This is a genomic window from Undibacterium umbellatum (assembly GCF_014284125.1).
GTDB lineage: Bacteria > Pseudomonadota > Gammaproteobacteria > Burkholderiales > Burkholderiaceae_D > Undibacterium > Undibacterium umbellatum.
Window position 1 is genome coordinate 88,028 of the sequence record NZ_JACOFX010000011.1, and the last position, 24,066, is coordinate 112,093.

Here is a 24,066-nt window from a genome sequence, read left to right on the forward strand (position 1 = left end):
CGGGGTTGGGGTTGGGGTTGGGGTTGGGGTTGGGGTTGGGGTTGGGGTTGGGGTTGGGGTTGGGGTTGGGGTTGGGGTTGGGGTTGGGGTTGGGGTTGGGGTTGGGGTTGGGGTTGGGGTTGGGGTTGACTTTCGCAGTCCCCATGTGTAGCCGCCGTTTGTGCAGTACAGAAGATGGAAAAAGAAGGGCCGCTGTTTGAGCCGCAGGCGAGTTTCGGACCTTCCCATTTTTTGTACTGCTCAAACGGGAACCCCCTTTAGGGGGCGGCTACGCCTGGGTCGCCTTCTTTGGCTTACTTTTCTTGGCGAGACAAGAAAAGTGAGTAGCCGCCGGTCTACCACCGGCCTGCAATCTCAAATTACGTGTGCAGGCATTTGAAAATCCGAATGTTCATGCACGATGAATCAGAAATTAACCCACGCAATAGTTTCCAACGAACGCCACTGGATTCCAGCCAAAAGCACACTGGAATGACTTAGCTAAGGAGAATAATTTATTATCAAACAGGGCTTCGATATAGAACATTCGTGCAAGGCCTTGGGCACAGCAAGGCTATAGCCTTCCTCCCAGATCACAACCCCAGCCGAATATAAGTAAACACCGCCATCCCAAAAAATATCGTCTGCAACATATTCTTGCGCACCAAAAAGAACGCCGTCGCCAGCAAGCCCGCCAGCAGACGCGGGTTTTGCAAACCCACTTCGACCTGGCCATTGGTCAGCAACAAGTCCGGCACGATAATCGCGGCCAAAGCACAGGCAGGGGCATAGCGCAAGGCTTCCTGCACCCGCTTAGGCAGGTTGATGTGATGCCCCACCAGCCAGAAGCCGCTGCGCGCGATGAAGGTAGCGAGTGTCAGCAGGCCGATGACGAGCCAGATTTCCCAGTCACTCATGCTTGCTCCTCATTGTTCTTGTCAGTGGCGCTTTCTTTTTTACCGTCCAGATATTCTTCCAGCATCATGGCCGTGCCCATGCCGAGCAAAACCGCCAGCAACAGGCCCAGTTTGTAGGGCAGATTCACCGCCAGCAGGGCGACGATGCCTGCCACGACGACACCGGCAAAGGCAGCGCGGTTGATGATCAGGGGCAGCATAATGCACAGAATGGCCAGCGTGCCGGCAAAGCCCAGCCCCCAGCTGCTTGGCACCTGGCTACCCAGCAAAATGCCGATGATAGAGCCGGTTTGCCAGGCGCCCCAATTCGGGAAGACCAGGGATTTGAGGTAGGCCAGCTTGCCTCTTTCCTCAATGAATTTGGGATAACGCTGTATGAACAGGCTGACAGAAATGTCGCCCGTCATAAATCCCAGCCAGGCGCGGGTACGCCAGTGCAGGTGCGCAAAATGGGGGGCGAGGATGGCAGAAAAGATCAAGAATCGCAGATTCACCACCAGTGCCGTGGCAAAAATCACCCACACTGGGGCGTGTGCGGCAATCAGCGGGAGTGAAGCGAGTTGGGCAGAACCAGCAAAGACCAGCAGGGTCATACCGAGTGCTTGTGGCAGCGTCAGGCCAGCCTTGATCATGGCAACGCCAACCACCATTCCCCAGGCACCTATGCCAAACCATGTGGGTGCTCCTACTCTCAAACCTTCCTTGATCGCAGCCTTGTCTGATTCAAATGACATGAGAGTGTAGATAGAGCGGGAAAGTGCATCATTGTAACGTGGAAACAGGAAGCTTGCCTGTGAGGGCTGATTTGTGAGCAGATTGATAAATCACATTTTCCCTGCTGGAAGTATGCATTCTCACTCTGAAGAGTCAGAATCCGTTAAAATCGCGGTAGCAAAGTCTAATTGGAATTCTTCCTGCGCTGCCCACATGGCGCGCAAGCTTCCTGCACCACTTTTAATTACGGAGTCCCTATGTCCACCACAGCCAGCACCACCAATAACGTCGTCGAACTACAAGCCAGCGATTTGCCTGCGCACTGCCCTAACCCGGCCATGCCACTGTGGTCATCCCACCCGCGTGTTTATCTCGACTTGTCGCATGGCGGCACGGCTACTTGCTCTTATTGCGGCACGCAATACAAGCTGGCACCTGGCGTTGTGCTCAAAGCCCACTAATTCCCCTAATCCCACCAATCACCTGCCCCCAATCATGGCCGCTAAAAAACAGTTGAATGGCAGTGCCGACGACGTCGAAGCGGCCTTTTATGATGCACTCAGCCGTGCCGATCTCGATGGCATGATGGCCCTGTGGGCAGAGGATGAAGAGATCGTCTGCATCCACCCCGGTGCAGGCAGGCTGATAGGCCATGCTGCCATCCGCAGCTCATGGGAAGGTATTTTCGAGCGTGGCAGCGTGCAAATCCGCCCCTTGCAATTGCATGCGACCCACAATATGCTCACTGCCGTACACAGCATTGTGGAAGAATTCCAGCGCCCAGGCGAGAGCAGCCAGGATGTGCATATCATCGCCACCAATGTGTATGTCAAAACCCCGCATGGCTGGCGCATCACCATGCACCATGCATCAGTAGCGTCTGGCAAAGCACCGCTGGACATGTTCAAGGCCAGCATTCTGCATTAATGAAGCGTCAATGAAATACCTCTCACCTCGCTGGTTACCCGGTGGCCACCTGCAAACGATCTACCCTGCTGTGTTCATCAACAAGCCGCTGACGCCACTTCGGCGCGAACGCTGGACCACGCCGGATAATGATTTCATCGACATTGATTTTCTCGACGGTGAAGCAGGCAAACCCTTTGTCGTGCTCTTTCACGGCCTCGAAGGTTCCAGCGACAGCCATTATGCGCGCGCCATGATGGCTGCCTTGCGTGAACGTGGCTGGTCGGGCGCTATACCGCATTTTCGTGGTTGCTCTGGCGAGCTGAATCAGGCACCACGTTTTTATCATTCTGGTGATGCGCAAGAGATAGGCTGGATCATAGAGCGCCTGTACCAGCAATTCCACCACCGTCATGATGGTGGCAAGTTTTATGCGGCAGGTGTTTCACTCGGCGGCAATGCCCTGCTGCGCTGGCTAGGGGAATCGCAACATCATGCCGAGATCGTCAATGCTGCCTGCGCCGTTTCTGCGCCGCTTGATCTGGCACAGGGCGGTGCTTCACTGTCCAGCGGTTTCAATATGATCTACACCCGCATGTTCTTGAAGACACTGAAACCCAAGTGTCTGAAGAAGCTCGAGCAATTTCCCGGCCTGTTCAATAAGACGGCCATGCTGGAAGCCAAAGACTTGTACGAGTTCGACAATGTCGTCACCGCGCCCCTGCACGGCTATCTGGATACAGATGACTACTGGCACAGGGCCAGCGCCAAGCATATACTGGGAGACATTACCGTACCCACCCTGGTGCTGAATGCCAAAAATGACCCTTTCCTGCCTGGCCAGCATTTGCCCACCCATGCGGCCAAATGCGTGACGCTGGAATACCCCGACCATGGTGGCCATGTTGGCTTTGCAGCTGGCAAGGCCCCCGGTCATTTGAACTGGTTACCACAAAAGATCCTGCATTTTTTTGAGGCGAATAGCTAATGGATGAGATCGTCAAGGCAGCCATGGCCAAGTGGCCCAATGTACCGCATTGCTTTGGCTGGCTGGCGCTGGATGCGCGTGGCAACTGGCGCATGCGCGACGAGCGCAGCCAGACACTGAACCTGCCTGGCGACATCATCCGCCACCCTACCCTGCTGGCCTTCATCAGCCGCAATTACCTGTGCAATGAAGAAGGCTGCTGGTATTTCCAGAACGGCCCACAACGGGTCTATGTCGATCTTGAAGCCACACCCTATATCGCGAATACGACCGCAGACGGTAACTTTGCCCTGCAACATGGTGAACAGGCTTTCACCCCTGAGCTGGCCTTCCTCGACCCGCAAGGCAGGCTGCAACTCAGCAGCGGCACCACCCTGGCCCAACTCGACGACCGCGACCTGGCACACTGCCTGCCCTGGCTGACGCTGGACCAAAAAGCCGTCAGCGATGAAGCCATATTACAGTGGCTGGAAGATGGCGCGATGCCCGGCGAATTGCAATTGAATCCACCAGGCACGCCAGGCTTGCGCCTGAACGTGCAGCGCTGTGAAGAGGGGCAACTGATGCGGGAATTCGGGTTTGTGGCAAAGCCCAGAGCCAGTGATTGAAGGCCGTATTAATAGCATTCACATACAAATCAACACACAACTGCCAAGCAGCAGTTTAAAGAAATGAACAGGCATTGCAGACGAGATTATTCAGTTTGCGGCAAGCCGGCAGAATGCGACTCTGCGCGATGTTTCAATACTGCCGTAAACACTTGCGCCAGTTCCATTGCATCTTCACCTGCGTGATGAGTATGCGGCAAACCTTCGAGATTGAGTGCATACTTGATCTTGCCCTTGCGGCTTTCTACCCATTCGCAACCAGTCAGGCCCATCCAGTAACTACGCAAATCCACGCCAGAACCGGTAGCACCAAACGGGCTGGTGCCAACATATCTCATGAAATACCAGTGTACGAACATGCCATCCCACACCGCAGGCGCAGCCAAAAATACCGGTCTGCCTATTTTGCGCAAGGAATTCACCCAGTCATAGGCTGCGCGCATGGCTTGCGTGGCATCTGGTGCATTGCGGATTAAATGATCTCTGTCCAAGCCTGACACAGCCAGGGCAGCCGGATCAAACTCTTCCGATATGGGTTTGATCTCGGTATAAAAGCTCAACTCAGGATGCCCGGCTACGGCCATGCCCAAAGAGATCATGCTATACGGCCCTGGTATCGGGCCATCTGCCTCGACATCAACCGCAATAAAAATTTCCGGGAGTTCTTTGACTTTTTTTCTGTCATGTTTGTATTCTCATGTCATCAGGACTTACACAAAATTGTACCCACACGGGGTAGCGACGAAGAAAGTACTTAAACTACGCGACGCCCAAGAGATGAACTATAGCGCAGCAGGTGCAGATTCGCGCAAATCCTAAATCTACGCTTGTGGCCCATCCGCAGGAGATGCCTCTTCCAGCCAGGGGCCATCGTCCCACCAGTCCTGTGCCAGGATGGTGGCGACGTCATAGCTGGAATCTGCCTGCTCTTGATAAAATTCCAGTCCTAGCAAGCCAGCTATTTCCAAATCATAGGATTTGAATGCAGCATGTATAGCTGGCGAACACTGATGAGGGTACACGGCACAACAAAGCAGCCTGTCTTTTTCATCAATGGCCAGCAACTGCCTTGCGATCACCCTACCCTTTTCATTGCGGGCATAGACCACTTGCTTATTGGCGTCGAGCAGGCAGGCAACTGCAGAATAATCACAAAAACCACCCACGGATAAACAAGATCCGGCATACGTCCCCAGTTTGAGAATTTCAAACGGGTCTTGCTCAAATGCCAGTTGTACAGTCGCACCATCAATCGTCGTTGTTTTTCGCAAGCCCACCTGCCATTGCGTTTTTTTGAGACGTGGATGTGCTGCGTACCAGTCAAGATTGAGTGTGTGATCCAGATAGCTCAACGGCAACCCCGCTTTCGCGTTCTGTAAAAACCGGCGCAAACCCTTGCGATTGCTGGCGGGTCGACTATCTAAGCTCGCTGCCAAACGCAGAGCATGGCGAACCGATACAGAGTTCTCACGCAGTTGAAATGATTTATCCATGTCTTGCCAAATCGCCTGCTCCAATGCACGCAAACGCAGTGCAGGAAAACGTCTCAAGGTCATTTGGCAATGTCTCTGCACCTGCATCTCTGTCAGTGTTATCTCACCTTTAAAATACAGGCGCAGGCGACGTGGCAAAGGACTATCGAGTTGACTCAATTTACTCAGTGTCAGCATTTTATGGCTTGCTGCTTGCGCATCCAAAGTCGCCCAATCACAAACAAACCAATCCGTTTGCATTTGCTCACGCATGAATTGCAGCCTGCGCTCATATTCCATGCTGCCTAACAGCCGTAGAGTGTGAAACAGGCGTAGCGCAGCACTCTGCAAACCTTGCCACAAAAGATCCGGGCTGAGTTCTGCCATTCCGACAATACCAAAGGCAAGCAGGCGGGTATCATTTTTCACGACGGCAGGCGCGCTCAAATGTACGCCAAAAGTGCCCACCCAAACTAGGTAATGCACGACGCAGATGTGCTGGTAGATAGCTGATCAAATTCGGCAAAGCATAGCCATAGTCGATCTCGTTTGCATAAGGTGCCTGGCTAAGCATGTGCATCACAGGCAAGGCATCAATCACCGTAGCACACATGCCAGCAGCATCATCCAGGCTATCAATGAGCTTATACCAAAGCAAGGAGAATTTTTCTTGGCTTCCCCCTTCAAGTTGAATGAGCATGGCATGAAAGTTTGGATAAATTCTTAGATAAGCCCGCCATTTGGCGAGCCTATCGGCATCATCATCCAACCACCTGAATTGAAAAATAACATTGATCAAATTGTCGGCAGTCTGCGCAGTCAATGCTGACCAACAAGTTTCACGCAAGAGTTGGGTGAGGCCAGGTAATTCACCACAATTGCGCCAGAGTGACGTTTGCATGCGTATCCCTGCGCAATCACAAACTAGCGTGATGATATCGACCAGTTCTTCCTTACAGTCCTGACCGATGTCCAAGTAGCAATCGCGCAGATCAGCCACGCCACTGGTCTCAAATAAAAGACAACCATCCAGAGTATATTCCACACTCACCTGCCTGCCCAGATTGCGCAAGACACTGCCAAGGTAATGCTCAAAGCGCGCCTCATATTCTGACAATCCATGCAAGCGCATGAGCTGCCCGGCGCTCATCTGCTGTGCAGACAATTGCCCCTGCGCTTCACGTATCAACACGCGCAGGAAGATATTCTCGCGGGTGGCGGGCAATAGTTGCGCCAGTTCGGCAGCATGGCATTGCGATGGATTCAAGGCGCACAAGCGTGCCAGCAAGCCCAGGTTTTCTGCCCGGTATGCGGCTTCTGCATACATGCTCAGATGCCTGTGCCATATCTGTAGCCAGGCCAATTGCTGATGCGCACTGCTGGCGCGCAACTGCCACAAGAAGTAGCGACGAAAGCCATCCGATAAAACTGGCAAGGCTTGCACTGGTGCTTGCCAGTGACGGAAAAACAGTGAGGCACTGGTCGGCGGTAACTCATCTGCGGCCAGCACAATAATCTGTCCTTGCGCATCCAGTGCAGGCAAAGCGGCAAAATCATGCTGGGCAAAAAAGGCATCGAGCAAACGCGGGTCTGCCAGCCAGGTGCACAAGTCTAAGACAGGCTATGCAGGCTTGGGCGGTTGGTATTTGGTGCCGCGAAATGCGCGTGGATGGGCAGCCGTAGCGACTGGCTTTTTGATTGCCACTACTTGTGGCATGGCTGGCATCAAGACATAGTCAGGATCAGGCAAGGTCATCCAGAACATGCGCCAGAATGCTGGCCAGACACTGGCAAGATCTGTGGCCTTTTGCAGGCTATGCCAGTCAGCCACCAGGTCGGCAGCCTTGGGAAACAGCCTGGTATCAAGTTCAGCCAAGCTCATTTGGTGCAAGCTTGGTTGCAAGACGTGATCGATTTCATCACCTAGCAAGGCAATGATGTCGCCCGGCTGACGCAACAGGCTGATTAATATGGTTTTGGTGACTGGCGCCTTAAATGGTCTAAGTGCTATCTTGGCTTTGACAGGATGAGCTGACGACATATGAATGAAAAATGAAAATCAGCAAATAAAAAGCTGAACAAGCAACAAGCGTGTTATTTTCACGCAAGGCCGCTTGTAGCAATTCAACTGAGGAAACTGCCAAGTTAGACAGTTAAATTTTTCACTTTGAATTTCACATGGTTAAATATCTTTTGGTTTGATTAGCAGTTGCGATTTTGCATTTCTTTTCAAGCCAATTATACATTCAGAAAGGATTGATTCATCTCGATTATCAGACAAAAAAATAGTTAACTTAACCAGCTTTTGAGATTACATTTTTTTATCATGACAGAATCAGCTCGCCAATCGAAGTTAAAATCAACCTTATGACAACCCTTGAAAAATTTGAAATCGAGTTAAAAAACCTCATTGAAAAACCAACAGGCCTTCGCCCATTCGTGTGCAATGGTTCGCCTCTGGAATGTAAGGTGTTTATTGTTGGATTCAATCCAGCCTCATCTATGTCGACAGATTTTTGGAATTTTTGGACCACCCAAGAAGGTTTCGATAAAAGTAAGTGGTTTGAAGAATACAAAAAAGAACGCCAGCTAAGTCCATTAAGGCCAGGAAAAAAACGCCGTAATACTGTCAGCAATTCACGTCGGGTTATCGAATGGGTGTTAGAAGGTGCATCAACGCTTCAATGCCTGGAAACAAACATTTATGCACGTGCCACGGAACAAGCAGCGGACCTAAAAACAGAACTGCGAATTGCCACCAATTTTGACTTTCTTGTTAAGAAAATAAAGCCGCTCATCATCGTTACACATGGCAGGGACGCTGAGAGTCACATCCAAAGCACAGCTACAACTGCCAAGATAATATCAGTGCCACATTTTTCGCGTGGTTGGTCAAAGGAGAAAGCTCTTGCTCTTGGATTAAGGATCAATACTGAATATGATCTTCTTCAATTGAATTCCATTCATGCAGAACAATCTAACTAACGCCGTTTCTTCTCATCTGCGAGTTGCTCCTTATGCTTCTCTTTCCACTCACGCTCGCGGGCGTCGATGACGGACAATTCATAATACAGGGCATCTTTTTCGCGGCGAGCGATGTCGAGTTGTTGCAGGGCGGCGGCGAGGTTGCCTTCTATGCCGTAGGCTTCGGCCAGGGCGACGTGCTGGGCGGCCTGCTTGCCCTGGGCGGCGTAGACCTTGGCCAGCAGGTGAAACAGTTGGGATTCCTGCCGGTACAGGACGATCTGGTCGCGTAAAAAGACGGCGGCTTTTTCTTCCTTGCTGTCAGCCAGCAGTGCTTCTGCATATTGCAGGGCAACGCCGCGCGACAGGGGCAAGTCACGCATGCCTTTTTCTGCCTCTTTGACGGCGGCTGCTGTTTGTTTGTCGCCGATCAGGATGTCGATGGACAGGTCAACATACATATTGCTGTAACTGAGCATGCCCTTATAGACCGTAGATTGCTCCAGCATTTTGCGCGATTGTTCGAGCTGTTTGCGCGCGCTGGCAAATTCCAGTCGTTTATAGGCGACGAAGGCCAGGCCATAGCGGGCGGTGATCTGGTCTTCCAGCTTGCCGGATTTGAGCTGGTTATCAAAAAACGTGCTGGCATCCATCAAGCCCTGGATAGTGCTGTCCTGCAAAACCCTGACCCTGGCCTTGGTGAGTAAAAATTCAAGGCTGTCGGCATGCTGGCGATAACGCTCGTCTATCAGGCGCGACTGAATATCGGCGATCCTTTCGCTGGTCAGTGGGTGGCTGCGTAAATATGGTGGCAGGTTGTCGTTATAGTTGCGCGAAGCATTTTGCAGGCGGCCAAAAAAACTCACCATGCCAGAAGTGTCAAAGCCGGATTCACGCAAGATCTGGAAGCCGACACGGTCAGCCTCGCGTTCGGCATCGCGGCCAAAGTTCAATTGTTTTTGTATCGCCAGCCCCTGGCCACCAGTTGCAATGGCCATGGCTGCATCGGGGCTGGAACGGGCGGCCAGCACGGCCAATGCCAAGGCTGCCAGGGGGATAAGGGCGTCATTTTTCTGGCTGGTCAGCATGCGGGCAATGTGCCGCTGGGACACATGGCCAATTTCATGCCCCATGACCGAGGCCAGCTCGGACTCTGTTTGTGCAGCCAGTATCAGGCCAGAATGAAAACCGATAAATCCACCTGGAAAAGCAAAGGCATTCAGCACCGGATCGCGCACGGCGAAGAATTCAAAATTGTAGCTGGTTTCGCCGCGCGCATCCTGGCGGCTTTCCAGCATCTTGTTGCCAAGGCGGTTCAGGTATTCGCTGACGGGGGCGTCGTTCATGAAATCAGGGTCACGCCTGACGAAACTCATGATTTGCTCGCCCAGCTTGCGTTCAGCCAGGGGCGACAAATCTTCCCGCGAAGTATCACCCAGAGTGGGCAGGTTTTGCGCCTGGACTAGTCCGGGTGACAGATGAGCACTCCCCAGACTGACTGCCAGCAACACTGCCAGACGGAGTACCGGCAGGCGAAAAGCGCGCCGCGACGGTTTCTCAATGCTATGATGCTTGGACAATAATTCAGGCACGAATTTGGACACGAAGGTGAACACTAAGAGCTTCCTTTTCTTCAGGACTTAGGTAAAACAGCTTTTGCTGCAAGAACGTGCATCGCGCAAACAATTTTACCTAAGTCTTCATTTCGACATTCTTATCTTGACACAACAATGAGCACAGAAACTAGCAAGCCAGAACTGACCCATTTTGATGCCACTGGCCAAGCCCATATGGTGGATGTTGGCAATAAAAACAATAGCCACCGCATCGCCCTCGCCCGCGGCCATATCCGCATGCAGGCTGCCACGCTGGCCATTATCCAGCAAGGCAATGCAAAAAAAGGCGATGTCATCGGCATAGCCCGCATTGCCGCCATCATGGCTGCCAAGCGTACCAGCGACCTGATCCCGCTCTGCCACCCGTTGGCCCTGACCCGCGTTAGCGTTGATTTTAGCATTGATGCAAGTAACAACACCGTTACTTGCGAAGCCCAGGTAGAAACCGTCGGCAAGACCGGCGTAGAAATGGAAGCCCTGACCGCAGTCCAGGTTGGCTTGCTGACAATTTATGATATGTGCAAGGCCGTTGACCGGGGCATGGTCATGACCGATATACGGGTGCTGGAGAAACACGGCGGTAAATCGGGCGACTGGGTGGCGGATATCGACAAGTGATGACCAAACAAATTACTTTGCTGGCCATTGATGTGGCTTATGCCGACAACGGCGCACCTGACGACGGATTTGGCAATGCCACCAATGGCTGCAACAACGATGCCTATGCAGCCGGTGTGGTGTTCCATGACTGGGGCGATGACAAGCCCTCTAAAACCTGCATCAGCCACATCCCCACAGTGGCCGGGTATGTGCCGGGCGAATTCTACAAGCGCGAACTGCCCTGCGTATTACGGTTGCTGGCAGAACATGATGTGCAGCCAGACTGCATCATCATCGACGGCTATGTCTACCTGGATGGCAACAGCCAGCCGGGGCTGGGTTGGCATCTTTACCAGGCACTGGGCGGCAAGGTCGCCATCATCGGTGTCGCCAAGTCTTCGTTTTCAGCCATAGATGCGTCTTTTGGCATCTCCCGCGGCGGTAGCATCAAACCTTTGTACATCACCAGCATAGGCGTGGACCAGGCAACAGCCCAGGCCAGCATCGCCGCCATGCATGGCAAATTTCGCATACCGACTATGTTAAAACTGGTGGATCAGCTTTGTCGTGAGGCGGGGGACAAGCTTGTTGACACAAGCTAAAACAAGTGCAGACGCACAGCAAATCGATCTCCATGACCAGTAAGGATTTTGAGGAATTGCTTCTTCCGACTGAAAATCAAAAAATGCAAAACTCAAAAAGAACTCTGTTCGTCATTTATCTTGCATATCTTGCAGCCTGGCTTTGCATAGCCGTATTTTCCTGGATACATTGGAATGAATTAAGCTGGTGGCAAAAGTCTTTGTTGGTTGTAGGGGAAATTGTTTTTGCTCCTGACATTTCAAGCCTGCAACTCGCTTTCTTTCGAAAAAGATAATCGAACTGCTGAATAGTTGCATCAAGAAGTCCACATCACCGAATCCGCTGTTGTTGTAGAAAAAAACGATTGAGCTGGTTCAATTGCAAGCAAGATCAAGTGATCTCATTTTTAAAAAGCGTTAAGCATGCCAATATTTACCAGTTGGGGTCTCAAAGATGCACAATTCCCCAGCACCTTTATGAAGGGCGAAGACCCGCCGCGATTTAACGATGGGACACTGGAGCCTGATTGCGAAAAATTGTTTTGGCGCATTGAGGCAGACACCTGGGAAGAGGCCATGGCCATCTATCATCTGCGCCAGGGCTGGGAACCCTATAATCCGGGAGTCAAGGCAATGCCCTGCCCCGAATGTGGCTCCTTGTTTTATCCGGAAGGCAGTGGTCAATGCTGGAAGTGCGAAAAGCGAATTTGCTGAAACAAGTTGATCAGTTGTGCCGGGAGCCAGGGTAAGTAGTTACTGCTCCCACTCTGCATTAAGGCGCATCCCGCGCTGGCATCGTCTCAAACACCGCCTGATAACGCGGATCTTCACCGCCCTTGGCTTTCCAGTAATCGTAGTATTCCGGATAGGGTATGGGGTGCAGGCGTTGCAGGGTGAGCAGGGTGTGGGCGGCTTTTTTGGGTTGTCCATTGAGCACATACACCTCGGCTTGCAGGTTGAGGATGTGGACAAAACCAAAGCGGGGGCTCCAGCTTTCTACGTAGGCGATTTCTTCGGCTGACATGCCTTCGCGTGGCTTGATGCGGGTCAGTTTGAAGTATTCAAAAAATTGTGGAAACAGGGTGAAATCTGGCTTGCGCAAGAAATTCTCATCGGTCCGCATGCCTTGCTGTACAACGCGCAAGGCTTTGAAGCCACCTACTACGCGCTGGTAATCGAGGATGATGCCAGCCATCACAAGAAAGGCGCAGACATAGGCAGCCAGCACCACGCCGGGCTTGACGATGGTGCCCGCATCTGGCCAGCGCATTTGATGGACCAGGCCCATCATGACGCCGACAGGAAGGAGAACAAAGGCATACCAGAGCGGGAATTCGACCATGCTGTGCACGCCAACGGCGAAGAAGCACAGGCTGCAAAATTGCAGGGCCAGGCTCTTGGCTGGCTTGAGGCAGGTCTGATAAAACCACCAGCACAAGCCAGTCATGATGATGATGGCGGCGGGCCAGCCCAGCTCTGTTGCCAGATTGAGTGGCAGGTTGTGCGCATGTTCGGCATAAGTGCTGGAGGCAAAAAGACTGGCGACGCTGACCTGGCCAACGCCATAGCCAAACCAGCCTGTCCCCAGCCAGGGATGCTGCGCGGCCAACTGCCAGGCAGCTTGCCACAGCCCTGTGCGCTCGGACCGGCCACCCACATGTTCAGTCACAGAAACGGCATCGAAGCCTATTGCCTGGCTGATTTGTGGCAACAGCAAAATCAGTGCCAGGTAGAGCAGCATCAATGCGGCGAGCACGGCAATGGCCGTGTGTTTGCGCTTGCCCTGTTGGCCCAGCGTGCCCAAGGTATAGGCAAAAAACAGGGGGACCAGTATCCAGCCTATGCGTGATTGTGTGAGTACCGTACCCCACAACAACAGGGCTGCGATGATGCTGCAAACCACTGGCGGGAGTTTGCCTGCACGATAAAAATACCAGAGGCCCGCTAGTGCAAAGAAGTACAACAGGGCCAGTTGATTTGGTTGCGCGACGTTGGCAAAGGGGCGCAAGGCGGCATGTGGGGATTTGGCCATATACATGACCACAGGTGTGGCATCCAGGCCCATGATCTGTACATGCTGGAACACCAGCGACACGGCGGCGGCCAGCACATGGGCCAGGGCGATGGCCGACACCGCCCGCTCGATTCTTGCGGTATCGAGGGCCAGGCTGGCACCAAATATCAGGGCCACGGCAAACAAGAGCAGGTACATGACAGGGATGCCTGCCAGCGTGGCAGGTGAGATCATGCCCAGCAAGATTTGCAGAAGTATCACCAGCACTATACCCAGGGGCAAGGCCAGCAAGAATGGCAAGCGCAAATGTAATGCTGCTGAATGGCCAGGCAAGGGGGCGGGACGGCTGACGACAAAGTACACCATGCTGCTGATCAGGCCCAGGCAGGCAATCAGGTCATGGTAAAAAGTTCTGTGTGGATGGATATGATAAGGATGCGTATAGCTGAAGAAAATCGCTACTGCAAAAATAATCAGGGCCAGCTTGCCTTCCTTGTGGGATGCCATTCGGGATACATTTCAGAGCAACGGCCAGGTCTGCGCATTGAATGCCGACCTGGCCTGGTGAAAATTACATTTGCAGGCCATTGATGGGCATGATGCCCCGATAAGCCGCAGTCTTTGCATCAATCACCGCAGGGAAAATGCTGACGTTGATCTTGATCGGTTGAAATTTGCATTGATTGTTATCGCAATCATGCGACTTCAGCCAGGATTGTATCTCTGCCCTTTTGCCTTCATTATCCTTTGCCAGTGCTTCAAACTCCAGCGCATTCTTGAGTATTTCTTCGCGCATGTCTTCATACGGGATATGCAATTGCGGCAAATGGCCTTTGCCGCCTACATCGGCCATGATGTTGATCAAGCTGATATCTTCCTTTTCGGTTGGTTCTTTGGTACCGATCAGTTTTGGTCCCCATAGTGGCAAGGTCGCCTTGCCTTTTGCCAGGTTGCTGTCGGTAATTTCAGAAGCCTGCACCAGCACAAAGCTTTTGCCAAGGGCAGCGATATAAGCTGGACGTGCTTCCAGCAAGGTGCCAACACCATAGACTAGGGCCGACATTTGCAAAATGGCGATCACTGCCAGATCCGCGACCAGCCACTTCTTTTTGGGATTGAACACCACCAATGTCAGGGCCGGCCCCAACACTACGTCAATACCAACGATGAGGAAAAATATTTCATAACCGCCAATGGCACTCAGCATCGGCGTGGGGTACCACATGAACCAGCATAGTAACAGCAGGCCCAGGCCTATCAAGCAGCTCAGGAAAAAATGCGTGCCACTGGCACGATAACGGGTCATAGTTGTTTTCATAGCTTTGTAATTATCGAAAGAAAGAAACCGAACGACCAGTTCTGGTTCAGTCATATCAGGAGCTGTTGGCCCAATATGCCATAGCGATTCCATAGACCCAACACGACTGACCAGGTTTGCGGTCAAAATCCAATAAAATCCTGCGTATTTTAATGAGCTTTAGGGAGGGGATCAAGGCGTGATAAGCTTTTTTACACTATAAGTCTACCCATTGTGACATCGGGGCTGGCAATAATCTATGCTATCGGGCTGATGCCACACTTAAGCAATCAGCAATTGCGCCCTTTTACAATCTTCCCCTGGTGCCAGCACGCAGTACATCCCACGCGGAGAATTTGCTATAAAATTAACATTTACTCAACTTGCCTGTCTGCTCTCTCACGACCAACCTAGATTGCAAGCTATCCATGAGCGAAGTATCTCACCTCAGTCTTGCGCGACCTGGTCATCTGCTCTGGCTCGCCCAGTTGCTAAAAGACAGGCCAGCGACAAGCAGGACTACAGCAACGCCCGTTAAACAGAAGCGCACAGGAAATAGCAAGCCTGAAGGCCACCCTGCAACCTTAATCAATAAAGTGAATTCGATGAAAGTCTACCTCGACGATGAAAGGCCGACGCCCGTAGGCTGGTCAAGAGTTTACTGGCCAGAGGAAGCCATTGCCCTGCTGGAAACTGGAAACGTAAGCCACATCAGTCTCGATCACGACCTTGGCGACGATGATCATGGTACTGGCTATGATGTCGTCCTATGGATAGAAGAAGCTGTCATGACCAGGGGTTTTGCGCCACCGCAGATGAGCGTACATTCGGCCAATTCTTCAGCGAGACAAAAAATGGAGCAAGGCATACAGAGCATCTTGCGTTATCTGGATCAGCAAGTGCCATGATGGTGTTCACTGGCAATCCAGCGCCTTTGCTGCTGCCTCCTGCTTGAAGAAACGCGCATAGCCACAGGCGTCTTCACCGTACAAATCCTTTTTGCTACGATCAGCCCCGGCCTGCAACAAGAAGGCGATGGCAGGCAGTTGATTGTATTGGGCAGCGACCATCAGCGGTGTAGAACCACGGCCGCCATTAAAGACTTCATCAATCGCCAGGCCCCGTTGATGCAGGTAGCGCAGGCTCTTGAGCGCGCCTTTGTAAGCAGCATAATGGACTGGTGTCCATACCTTGTTGCTGGGTCTGCGCAGATCAGCATCAGCGTCAGCCAGTGCCTGCACGATCTCGACGGCATCATGATCGATGGCAGCAAACACGGCGGTGCGCCCGCCATGGCCATCGGCATCGACTGGAGTTGCCAGATCGACTTTGGCGCCCTGCTCCAGCAAATAGCGCACTTTTTCCAGGCTGACTTCATCCACAGCCTGCATCAACAGACTGCGCCCCTCTGCATCGCCGGCATTGACATCTGCACCGGTAGCCAGCCTGGCTTTTAGCTGGGCGAATGTTTCGGTTTGCGCAAGCGTTTGGGCTTGATCTGTGCTGCGTTGTTGCGTACTGCGTTGTTGCGTACTATCCTCACTCGCACTATTAAAAATGGCAAAGGCGGTAATCGCAATAAGGACAAAGAAGATGCCATAGGCCCAGAACCAGTTACGGGTTTGCTGTTTGGTGCCTTCTGGTGTTCTGGGAAAACCAAAGAGATTGATAGGTTCACGCGGGTACTGCTGCTCAAGTACATCGCGGGCATTGACTTGCCCGCCCATGCCCTGCCGCACTGGCAGCTTGAAGCTCAGTTCGGCATCCAGTACCTTGATCTGTAATTTCCAGATCACTTCTACTTCTTTGTGCTCAAGAATGCCGCTGATGGGCATGTCTGCAGGCAGGCTGATACTGAAATCCAGACTTTGCGCACCATGCACAACATGCCTCTCTCCTAGTTCCTGCGCCCACAAGGTCTTGGTGGTGGTATCTTCACCACGCCGGTCTTCATGCACGCACTGCACTTGTATCTGCACAGGATAATGAGTGGACGCCGTTTGCAGACGCAGGCCCAAGCCCGGTTCAATGTGCAGGCGCACAGCCAGATTGTCGATGCCAGTATAGGGCTGTTGCGTCAGGCTAAGGCTGACCTTGCCCAAACGCCAGCGCGCAAGAGCGATTTTGCCGGCGGCCCACATGAGGAAAATACCTGCCAACGGGAAAACTAGGACCAGCCATCCCCATTGAGAACCTTGCTGATCTTGCAGCAAGACCACGCCAGCAATCGGAAAAGACAACAAGTTCCAGAACAGGGCAAACAGACCGAGACCAAGCGCACCACTATTATCTGCCTGGAGTTCCAGCCTGCCTGCTGCATAACTTTGTGCCCCTGCCAATTGCTGGCCAGGTGTCACAGCCACGGCTGATTGTGTTTCCTCCTTGTCAGCTTTACACCAGATCGCCCACAAGGCCCACAAGGCGCCAAGGCTGACTGCCGGGAAGAGAGTGGCAAACGGGATCAGAAACAAGAACAGACTCAGGCGCAGGGTTTTGTCATAGACGGCAAATTCTGGCTCTTGCGGGTCCAGCCACAGCGTCACCTTTTGCTGGCTGTCTCGCGCTTGCTGCAGGCGGGCATAGGTGTCCTGATGGTAACTACCTATATTGTCACTACCGTCACCTGCGATATTGATGCGGTTGCTGCGATAGGTACGTCCATTATACTGATAGACAAATTCAGCCACGACACGCAGGGTTTTGGACTTGCCACGGTGTTCATCCATTCTTAGCTGATCAACCCTGGCCAGCACCGCCACCAGCTCATCCGCCCGCCACCAGCCCTGCACTTGCCGGGACATGGGCAACACACCACCAAACAAGCCACCTGCACCAAAGCCGATCACAAACACCAGTGCAAACAGACTGGCTCCCAATTTGGAACTTATTGTTTTTATTGTCGTCATGGCTGCAATGTAGCAAATGGCATTGCGCAACGCAATATCAAGCTGCCTGAGTGCGTGCAGTTGGCAACAGGCAGATGTACCCGCATGCGCATCATCGCTTTGTCACGAAAGTGTGTTTATTTTTTACGACACAGGCGACATCAAACCGAAAAGTGCATAAGAAACAAAAAACTCACCACAGAGACACTGAGACACAGAGGTGGCACAGAGATAATTTTTGAGAGGGTGTAATTATTCTCACCGCCCCTGTTTTTTCTCAGCGTAAGCTCTGTGTCTCTGTGTCTCTGTGTCTCTATCCGCCTGTAGCACCTGGTCTTGTGGTTTCTGGCTGTGCAAAGCAGATTTATTGTATGCCCTTGATGGCCGATAAATACGCAGGATTGCTACGCGTCTTGGCGATGGCTGCCCACAGCGCATCTACTTGTGCCGCATGTGCTTCGTAGTATTTTTTGGAGAAGGCCATGAAATAATGCGCCTCGGTAAATGGTACAGGCAGTGCTTCGATCTTGCCTGCAAACTCTGGCTCTTCCATGCGAATTTTACCCTCGTGTTCAAAACCGATGACCAGCTCCCCCTGGCCTGCCACCATCTTCAAGAGATTCTTTTGAAAGGTCGCCGTCTCATCATTAAACGGAACTTTCAATGCCTTGAGTTTTTCAGTGAACACGGAATTACCCTTGGCGAACAACACCCCCAGCTTGACGTCAGAAAAGCTGCTGCCGTTCCAGTCTGCCTTGCTGCCTTTCATGCGGTACACCACAGAACGCGCCGCCCCGACCGCCTTGCTGGTATCTGCCTCGCCAGGTTTTTTCATGGGATAGGCAGCAAACTCCTGGTTGACTGCGGTAAAACCCATGGCAGCGCCTGAGTTAATCGTGCCAGCCCGTATCTCTTCAGCGCACTTGGCTGGCAACATGGGCTGGAACTTGACCTGCAAGCCCTGCTGCTCTGCTGCCATGCGTATCAACACCTGTACCGTGCCATCCTTGCTTGGGAACAAAAATGGCGGCGAAGCAGTATTGCCTATGCAAATCGTAATGGGTTCAGCGGCCAGGCAAGTGCCTGAACACAGCAGCGTTGCAAAGGCAAGCAATGGCGCAAAGCCGAGTCGGGTGGACATGTGTATTTTCCTTTGGGGTTAAGCAATCTGAAGATGAATTTGAACAGCATCAAAACTCGACATCGCAACACAAGCTTTACTCCTGGCTGATACTTTATGCAGCGCATTTCATTTAAGACCCTGAACTGGTGGATGTCAAGAATAGACGAAGCAAATAACAATCCTGATTAACTTATGAACACCGACATATGTTATAAACATGGAACTTGTTCATTTAACAAAATCCAGACAGGAGCTTTCATATGACGAGCATTGCACAGGAAGCACCCCGATCACATGAGGCAGCTCCCCCATTGCTTGCATGGCATTGGTTGTGGGTAGCTCTGGCGCTATTCTTGCTCGGCACCATCGCTACCTGGACACAAGCACTCCGCCCCGTACCCGCCAATAGAGCAGCTTCGGATCTATCATTTTTTTGGCCAAACGAGACCAATCCTCACCGGCGTCCGCCTGCAACTAACAAGACGCTCACTGACGAGGAAGTGAAGTTACAAATTTCAAATGACAAGAAGTTTCGGCAGCACGCTGCTGGAAGTGTGCAAAGCCATCTCAACGCCATCCGTTTTCAGGCTGATGGCTTGCATGGCTGGGCAGTTGGCGATCAGGGTCTCATACTCTCAACGGCCGACGGCGGCAAGAACTGGCTGCAACGGCAAATAGGACGGCCATACGATCTGGATGCAATAGCAATTTCTAATGATAGTCGCAGTGTCATGGCCATTGCCACAAATGGTATGTCCGTCATGAGCGAGGACAATGGGCGAACTTGGGTAGAGAGTAAACTCAAACCTGACACTGGCTCGACATCTGACAAGAGCGGTGCAAACACGCCGGGAAAATGGTCTATCCCGCCAGCCTTTAGTGAAGATGTCAATCAGACCTTGGCAGAACAAGTGGCCAACTCCAAGGAATTTGGCTTCGCCATCAACATGAACATGGACAAACTTCGGGGATGGGCCGTTGTCGATGGTAGTTTGATTTACGCCACCACGGATGGAGGAAAAAAATGGGTGCAAGCGGAGCACTATAGCCGTTCGCCTGCACTGTGGTATTGGCTACTGGTTGCTGTTTCGGCTTATTGCGTTTGGCTGTCCTGGCATTTCCGCCCGAAGGCTCAAAGCAGTGATTCAGTTGCTGATGTTGCGGCATCCGATGCAGAAATACGATTTCCAGATGACGACAAGCTCGACTTTTCTGGATTGGCGCGTGGCATTTCCCGCTTCCTGCGCAACACAGAAACACAACCACCACTGACGCTGGCCATTACTGGCGAATGGGGCAGCGGCAAAAGCTCTCTCATGCAACTTGTCTGTGCGGACCTAAAAAAATATTCGCATAGTCCCATCTGGTTCAATGCTTGGCATCATCAAAAACAAGAGAACCTGTTTGCCGGTTTGCTTGGTGCCATTCACTCCCAGGCGGCACCATCACTGTTGACCCTGAATGGCCTGCAATTCAGGCTGCATCTACTGTGGATACGTTCAAGACGTCACTTTGGAGCGATGATGCTGGCAATTATTATCGCCAGTTGTCTTTGCTCGATCAGCTATGATAGTTTTCAGCGAGGTGGAATACAGCACTTGCTCATCATTTTGCCTGATGTTCAAAATGTACTGGCAAAGCATAATATCGCCATCCTGCTTGATTCAATAGGTGGTGTCATCGCCACTTTTGGTGCGGCGTTCACCGCTTTGTACGGTCTTACAAAAGGTTCTAAAATCTTTGCTGCTAACCCAGCGACACTCATGACCGATATTCGCGGCAGCATGAGTTTGAAAACGGCGAAAGAAAAGAATGACTTTCGCGACGACTTTGCAAACCAGTTCGGGGATCTCACCAAAGCACTTCCCTATCGTCTCGTCATCGTTATTGATGATCTGGATCGTTGCCAGCCATCTGCCATACTCGAGGTAATGGAAACGGTCAATTACCTGACATCTTCGGGTGACTGCTTTGTCATATTCGGCATGGCCAAGGAGCGTGTGCTTGCGGCCCTGGGGCTGGCATTCAAGGATATTGCGGCTGAAATGGTGGCAATGGACAAGCATGTGAGCCAGGATGATCATCAAGACCCTCTGCAAGATCCCGTTCTGATCAAACGCCGCGCCTACGCCATGGATTATCTGCAAAAGCTGGTCAACATAGAAATCAAGGTGCCTGCAACAAAAGACAAGCCTGTGCATCAGTTACTGTTTACCAAAGACATTCCGAACAGAAGGCGCATCAAGGAATTTTTTAGATTGGCGACTTTCATGTGGCCAATTGCTGCGGCAATTATTGCTGCATGCATAGGTTTGTACTTTGCCAAATTCATCATGAATGATGAGCAGTATTTCAAGAATAAAAGAGTTGAAACCAGGGCTGCACCTGCAGTTCAAAAGGCGAGCGAAACCATGCCTGCCCCAGCAAGTGCCGCTGCAATTGCACCAGCACCTGCTTCTGCACCCGCCGCTGCAACTTTGCCTGTACCAGCGTCAGTTTCTGGTACAAGTAATCAAGCAGCATCTGCCGAAACAGAATCCACCTCGTGGAGTGCGATCTATTTCTGGTCAGGTTTGGCCTTGCTACCGCTGCTAGTCCTTGCCGCAATTCTGCTTAGGCTGCTGCTAAGAAAAAACATTCTGGAAACCAGAGACTCACAGCAATTCCGTCAGGCGCTGGAAATCTGGACAAGCGTCGTTGCCACATCGCGCCATACGCCGCGTTCAATCAAACGCTTTGGCAACCGCCTGCGCTATCTGGCCATGTTGCAGCAAGGTGAAGCAAAAGACGAGACTATCCTTGACCAGGCGAAACTGGTACTTAGCAAGCTTTTGAACAGAGATAAATCAGATGACGATGAACAACTACTTTTGAAGGATGCGCTGGCGGAGCATCAGTTAATCGCCATTGGCGCGATGCATGAAGTCTTTGGTGAAAATTGGAAAAATCAACTCAACGGCGAAAATGCCTTTGTGGATGGGTTCAATGATGTCCAATCCGATGCAGCCCGCGCCAGGGATACAATTATAGAAACAGCTATCTGGGAACACAGGAATTCGTTTGACGATGCATGGCCTCCCAACGACGCAGAGCTTGAGGTCTTTGAACGACTGATTTCTGGAGTACGTCTGGCAGGCGACCCGCAAATCATACTTCCACAAAGATACGAAGAGAAAATGGAAGGCAGCTCACCGCGATCATCATCGTCCTCGTGAATAGCAGCTTGAATAACGCATGATAGTGCCCGCATTAGCAGCGCACTATCACTTACATATGCTCTCTTACCCCAGCCATTCCTGAAACTCAATACCATTTTGTATCACGCCGATCACCAGCGCCTGGTTTTCCGTGCTTTCGCAAAAACTGGCGAGTGCGCCAGCGGCGCTGATCTTGCCGCTGTCCATGGCAGTCAGCCAATAGTCAAAGCCTGCCTTGTCCGGAGAGCGGTGCAAGACATTGCTGTAGAAATTGGTGATCAGTGTAGTGTTGCTTGGGGCTTTGCCATACAGCTTTTGAAACTCGGCAGAAGAGAAAAAGCCAGCCGCGACCGTCGTCAGGCTGGAACCTAGTTCCATGTCTTTGATCCAGTAACCCAGGCCAGCAAAATCAGGCTTGCGGTCAAAGGCAGCCTGGTACAAACGATAAGCCTGACCAGCAATGCCGTTGACATCAAATGACATATAGTGATCTTCAAACTCAAGCAACTCTACATTGCTCAGGATATCCGTGCCTGCCTGTCCTGTGCTGTCCTTGACGATGAAAGAATTACCTGATTTGCTGACCTGATAGCGGGATGCGTTGCCCGCATAGTAAACAACATCCTTGCCTGCAGCACCATCGATGCTGTCATTGCCGGTAGAGCCAGACATGAGATTATTGCCAGCATTGCCCGTCAGGCGAACGCTGGCGCTATCATAAGCGCGCAGGTTTTCAACGTTGGCAAAACTGCTCAATGAACTATTGAAGTTCACCCATACAGTATCTACACCCTCGTTGACATTTTCAATGACTTTGTCGAGGCTAGTATCAAGGACATAGCTATCATTACCTTTACCACCCATCATGAGGTCGTTGCCATCACGGCTATACGCTAACCAGTCAAAGCGGTCATCGCCATCACCACCGAGCAAAGTGTCGTTCCCGGCACCACCTTCCAGGCTGTCGTTGCCAGTGTCACCTGCCATAACATCATCGCCACCCTGACCGCCTATAAAATCGTTGCCATTGCCACCTTTGATATTATTGGCCAGTGAATTTCCAGCAATGAGATCATCATTTGCCGACCCTGTGGCATTTTCATATTCACCATACAACCAGCGCAGGCTGACCGGGTCGCCATCTTTGACAATAGTATTCACCCCGTCATAATAGCTCATAGCCACACCAACCATATGGCCAGCGCCAGTGATGCTGGTGCCCATATTCAAATATGCTCCTTGGGTGTATTGCGATAAATCGATAGTGTCAATACCACCTTTATCGAAATACGTGCGATAACCGTCAGTACCGGCGACGATGGTATCGTTGCCGCTGCCACTGGTACCCTTGCCTTCACCATAGGCCTGCTGCAACGCTATCACATCCAGTATCATGGGCGTATAGGCGTGCAAGTAAGCAGAATAATTCTGGTCGTCATAAGACATGACAGAAAAATATTCCTTGTACATGTCCATGGCGCTACTGATTTTAAAACCCAGCGTATCAAAACCCAGGAATTGGGTTGCGGCATAGTCGGCAGTAATGACGGGCACACCATTCTTGAAACTACTATGTGGATGTGACAAGCCAAGAGAATGACCCAGTTCATGGATCAGGGTTTGGGTCGCATGACTATAAGAGCCCAGGGAATAGTCGCCCTGGAATTTAGTCGTCGCCTGATTCAGGGCAATGTCACCTGCCCCGCCAACATAACCAAACGCTTTATCGGTATTTCCGCTTGACGCGCCACTATAGGTCAGGTCTTTGCGATTGAGCCAGTTGATATTGATGTCAGACAAATTTGCCTTGCCTACCACCGCTGGTGTCACCAGTGCATTACCCTCGTACACGTCATAATCCACCACGCTGGAAAACGACAGGTTGGCAAACTGGGAATACATATCCAGTATGGCATTGATATTATCCAATTGCGTTTTCGACCAATTCCAGTCGCTGGGACCCGAACTGACATCATTGGTAAAACTATCCGACACGGATACCCGGATATACCCTGACAAAATGTAATTGACGAATCCAGGCACGATGCCATCAAAATTGAACATCGCCCTGGTGATGGGATTAGAAGGATAATAGGGTATATAGGTGGCCATGAAAAAGTCGTTTTGCTGGTGAACTGAAGGAGGCAGAATGAATCAGGCTGAATGAAGACAGCCACAAACGCAATATTGTACGCGATCCCCCTG

At 51.7% G+C, this 24,066-nt stretch carries 23 protein-coding genes; 11 read left to right on the plus strand and 12 right to left on the minus strand.

What is annotated here, in order from left to right:
* Positions 1–572: 572 nt before the first annotated feature.
* Together H8L47_RS18970 and H8L47_RS18975 are read right to left on the minus strand one after the other, a co-directional pair.
* Positions 573–896, minus strand: coding sequence for an AzlD domain-containing protein (locus H8L47_RS18970; RefSeq protein WP_162059979.1), 324 nt, complete (start codon positions 894–896; stop codon positions 573–575).
* Entirely contained in the window at positions 893–1,630 is a 738-nt protein-coding gene (locus H8L47_RS18975; protein ID WP_186955173.1) for an AzlC family ABC transporter permease, read from the minus strand. Before H8L47_RS18975 ends, H8L47_RS18970 begins: the two co-directional genes overlap by 4 nt.
* Before the next feature lie 237 nt (positions 1,631–1,867).
* On the opposite strand from H8L47_RS18975, the gene H8L47_RS18980 reads away from it, so the two are divergent.
* The 4 genes from H8L47_RS18980 to H8L47_RS18995 are packed head-to-tail and all read left to right on the plus strand — an operon-like array spanning position 1,868 to position 4,112.
* Positions 1,868–2,071, plus strand: a complete 204-nt coding sequence (locus H8L47_RS18980; RefSeq protein WP_186955174.1) for a zinc-finger domain-containing protein — start codon at positions 1,868–1,870, stop codon at positions 2,069–2,071.
* 34 nt (positions 2,072–2,105) lie between these two features.
* Positions 2,106–2,537 carry a YybH family protein gene (locus H8L47_RS18985; protein ID WP_186955175.1) on the plus strand — a complete coding sequence of 144 codons (432 nt, stop codon included), beginning with the start codon at positions 2,106–2,108 and terminating at the stop codon, positions 2,535–2,537.
* 10 nt (positions 2,538–2,547) lie between these two features.
* Positions 2,548–3,504: a YheT family hydrolase gene (locus H8L47_RS18990; RefSeq protein ID WP_186955176.1), complete on the plus strand. Its 957-nt coding sequence runs from the start codon at positions 2,548–2,550 to the stop codon at positions 3,502–3,504.
* A complete protein-coding gene (locus tag H8L47_RS18995; protein WP_186955177.1) occupies positions 3,504–4,112 on the plus strand; it encodes a DUF2946 family protein in 609 nt (202 codons plus the stop codon). The genes H8L47_RS18990 and H8L47_RS18995 overlap by 1 nt, the downstream gene beginning before the upstream one ends.
* Before the next feature lie 86 nt (positions 4,113–4,198).
* Here the strand turns inward: H8L47_RS18995 and H8L47_RS19000 are convergent, their stop codons facing one another.
* From H8L47_RS19000 to H8L47_RS19015, 4 genes are all read right to left on the minus strand, one after another.
* Positions 4,199–4,711, minus strand: a complete 513-nt coding sequence (locus H8L47_RS19000; RefSeq protein WP_222616600.1) for a hypothetical protein — start codon at positions 4,709–4,711, stop codon at positions 4,199–4,201.
* A gap of 222 nt (positions 4,712–4,933) precedes the next feature.
* Positions 4,934–6,031: a hypothetical protein gene (locus tag H8L47_RS19005; RefSeq protein ID WP_186955178.1), complete on the minus strand. Its 1,098-nt coding sequence runs from the start codon at positions 6,029–6,031 to the stop codon at positions 4,934–4,936.
* The gene (locus H8L47_RS19010; RefSeq protein WP_186955179.1) at positions 6,003–7,193 is read right to left on the minus strand and encodes a hypothetical protein; all 1,191 of its coding nucleotides are present in this window, start codon (positions 7,191–7,193) and stop codon (positions 6,003–6,005) included. Before H8L47_RS19010 ends, H8L47_RS19005 begins: the two co-directional genes overlap by 29 nt.
* 12 nt (positions 7,194–7,205) lie before the next feature.
* Complete coding sequence (locus H8L47_RS19015) at positions 7,206–7,625, minus strand: hypothetical protein (RefSeq protein ID WP_186955180.1); 420 nt, start codon at positions 7,623–7,625, stop codon at positions 7,206–7,208.
* A 326-nt stretch (positions 7,626–7,951) separates the two neighbouring features.
* Here H8L47_RS19015 and H8L47_RS19020 point away from each other — a divergent pair, with 326 nt between their 5' ends.
* Entirely contained in the window at positions 7,952–8,569 is a 618-nt protein-coding gene (locus tag H8L47_RS19020; RefSeq protein WP_186955181.1) for a hypothetical protein, read from the plus strand.
* On the opposite strand, the gene H8L47_RS19025 is transcribed toward H8L47_RS19020, so the two are convergent.
* Positions 8,566–10,164, minus strand: coding sequence for a M48 family metalloprotease (locus H8L47_RS19025; protein WP_329605470.1), 1,599 nt, complete (start codon positions 10,162–10,164; stop codon positions 8,566–8,568). The genes H8L47_RS19020 and H8L47_RS19025 overlap by 4 nt on opposite strands.
* Before the next feature lie 114 nt (positions 10,165–10,278).
* On the opposite strand from H8L47_RS19025, the gene moaC reads away from it, so the two are divergent.
* The 4 genes from moaC to H8L47_RS19045 all read left to right on the plus strand — a co-directional run bounded on the left by moaC (position 10,279) and on the right by H8L47_RS19045 (position 12,059).
* The gene (gene moaC / locus H8L47_RS19030) at positions 10,279–10,782 is read left to right on the plus strand and encodes a cyclic pyranopterin monophosphate synthase MoaC (protein WP_186955182.1); all 504 of its coding nucleotides are present in this window, start codon (positions 10,279–10,281) and stop codon (positions 10,780–10,782) included.
* Positions 10,782–11,366, plus strand: coding sequence for an endonuclease V (locus H8L47_RS19035; RefSeq protein ID WP_186955183.1), 585 nt, complete (start codon positions 10,782–10,784; stop codon positions 11,364–11,366). Before moaC ends, H8L47_RS19035 begins: the two co-directional genes overlap by 1 nt.
* A 32-nt stretch (positions 11,367–11,398) precedes the next feature.
* Positions 11,399–11,641 (plus strand): hypothetical protein, encoded by a 243-nt coding sequence (locus H8L47_RS19040; protein ID WP_186955184.1) that lies wholly within the window; start codon positions 11,399–11,401, stop codon positions 11,639–11,641.
* 127 nt (positions 11,642–11,768) lie between these two features.
* The gene (locus H8L47_RS19045) at positions 11,769–12,059 is read left to right on the plus strand and encodes a hypothetical protein (RefSeq protein ID WP_186955185.1); all 291 of its coding nucleotides are present in this window, start codon (positions 11,769–11,771) and stop codon (positions 12,057–12,059) included.
* Between the two features lie 58 nt (positions 12,060–12,117).
* On the opposite strand, the gene H8L47_RS19050 is transcribed toward H8L47_RS19045, so the two are convergent.
* Positions 12,118–13,866 (minus strand): PglL family O-oligosaccharyltransferase, encoded by a 1,749-nt coding sequence (locus H8L47_RS19050; protein ID WP_186955186.1) that lies wholly within the window; start codon positions 13,864–13,866, stop codon positions 12,118–12,120.
* Positions 13,867–13,930: 64 nt separating this feature from the next.
* Positions 13,931–14,677 (minus strand): hypothetical protein, encoded by a 747-nt coding sequence (locus H8L47_RS19055; protein WP_222616602.1) that lies wholly within the window; start codon positions 14,675–14,677, stop codon positions 13,931–13,933.
* Between the two features lie 407 nt (positions 14,678–15,084).
* Between H8L47_RS19055 and H8L47_RS30295 the strand changes: the two genes are divergently transcribed.
* Positions 15,085–15,564, plus strand: coding sequence for a cyclic-phosphate processing receiver domain-containing protein (locus H8L47_RS30295; RefSeq protein WP_329605471.1), 480 nt, complete (start codon positions 15,085–15,087; stop codon positions 15,562–15,564).
* A 6-nt stretch (positions 15,565–15,570) separates the two neighbouring features.
* Here H8L47_RS30295 and H8L47_RS19065 read toward each other — a convergent pair whose 3' ends face one another.
* Together H8L47_RS19065 and H8L47_RS19070 are read right to left on the minus strand one after the other, a co-directional pair.
* Positions 15,571–17,562 (minus strand): ankyrin repeat domain-containing protein, encoded by a 1,992-nt coding sequence (locus H8L47_RS19065; protein ID WP_186955188.1) that lies wholly within the window; start codon positions 17,560–17,562, stop codon positions 15,571–15,573.
* A gap of 343 nt (positions 17,563–17,905) precedes the next feature.
* Positions 17,906–18,682 carry a type 2 periplasmic-binding domain-containing protein gene (locus H8L47_RS19070; RefSeq protein WP_186955189.1) on the minus strand — a complete coding sequence of 259 codons (777 nt, stop codon included), beginning with the start codon at positions 18,680–18,682 and terminating at the stop codon, positions 17,906–17,908.
* A gap of 536 nt (positions 18,683–19,218) precedes the next feature.
* On the opposite strand from H8L47_RS19070, the gene H8L47_RS19075 reads away from it, so the two are divergent.
* Positions 19,219–21,879 carry a P-loop NTPase fold protein gene (locus H8L47_RS19075; protein ID WP_222616603.1) on the plus strand — a complete coding sequence of 887 codons (2,661 nt, stop codon included), beginning with the start codon at positions 19,219–19,221 and terminating at the stop codon, positions 21,877–21,879.
* A gap of 66 nt (positions 21,880–21,945) precedes the next feature.
* Here H8L47_RS19075 and H8L47_RS19080 read toward each other — a convergent pair whose 3' ends face one another.
* Positions 21,946–23,973: a DUF4214 domain-containing protein gene (locus H8L47_RS19080; RefSeq protein WP_186955191.1), complete on the minus strand. Its 2,028-nt coding sequence runs from the start codon at positions 23,971–23,973 to the stop codon at positions 21,946–21,948.
* Positions 23,974–24,066 lie beyond the last annotated feature (93 nt).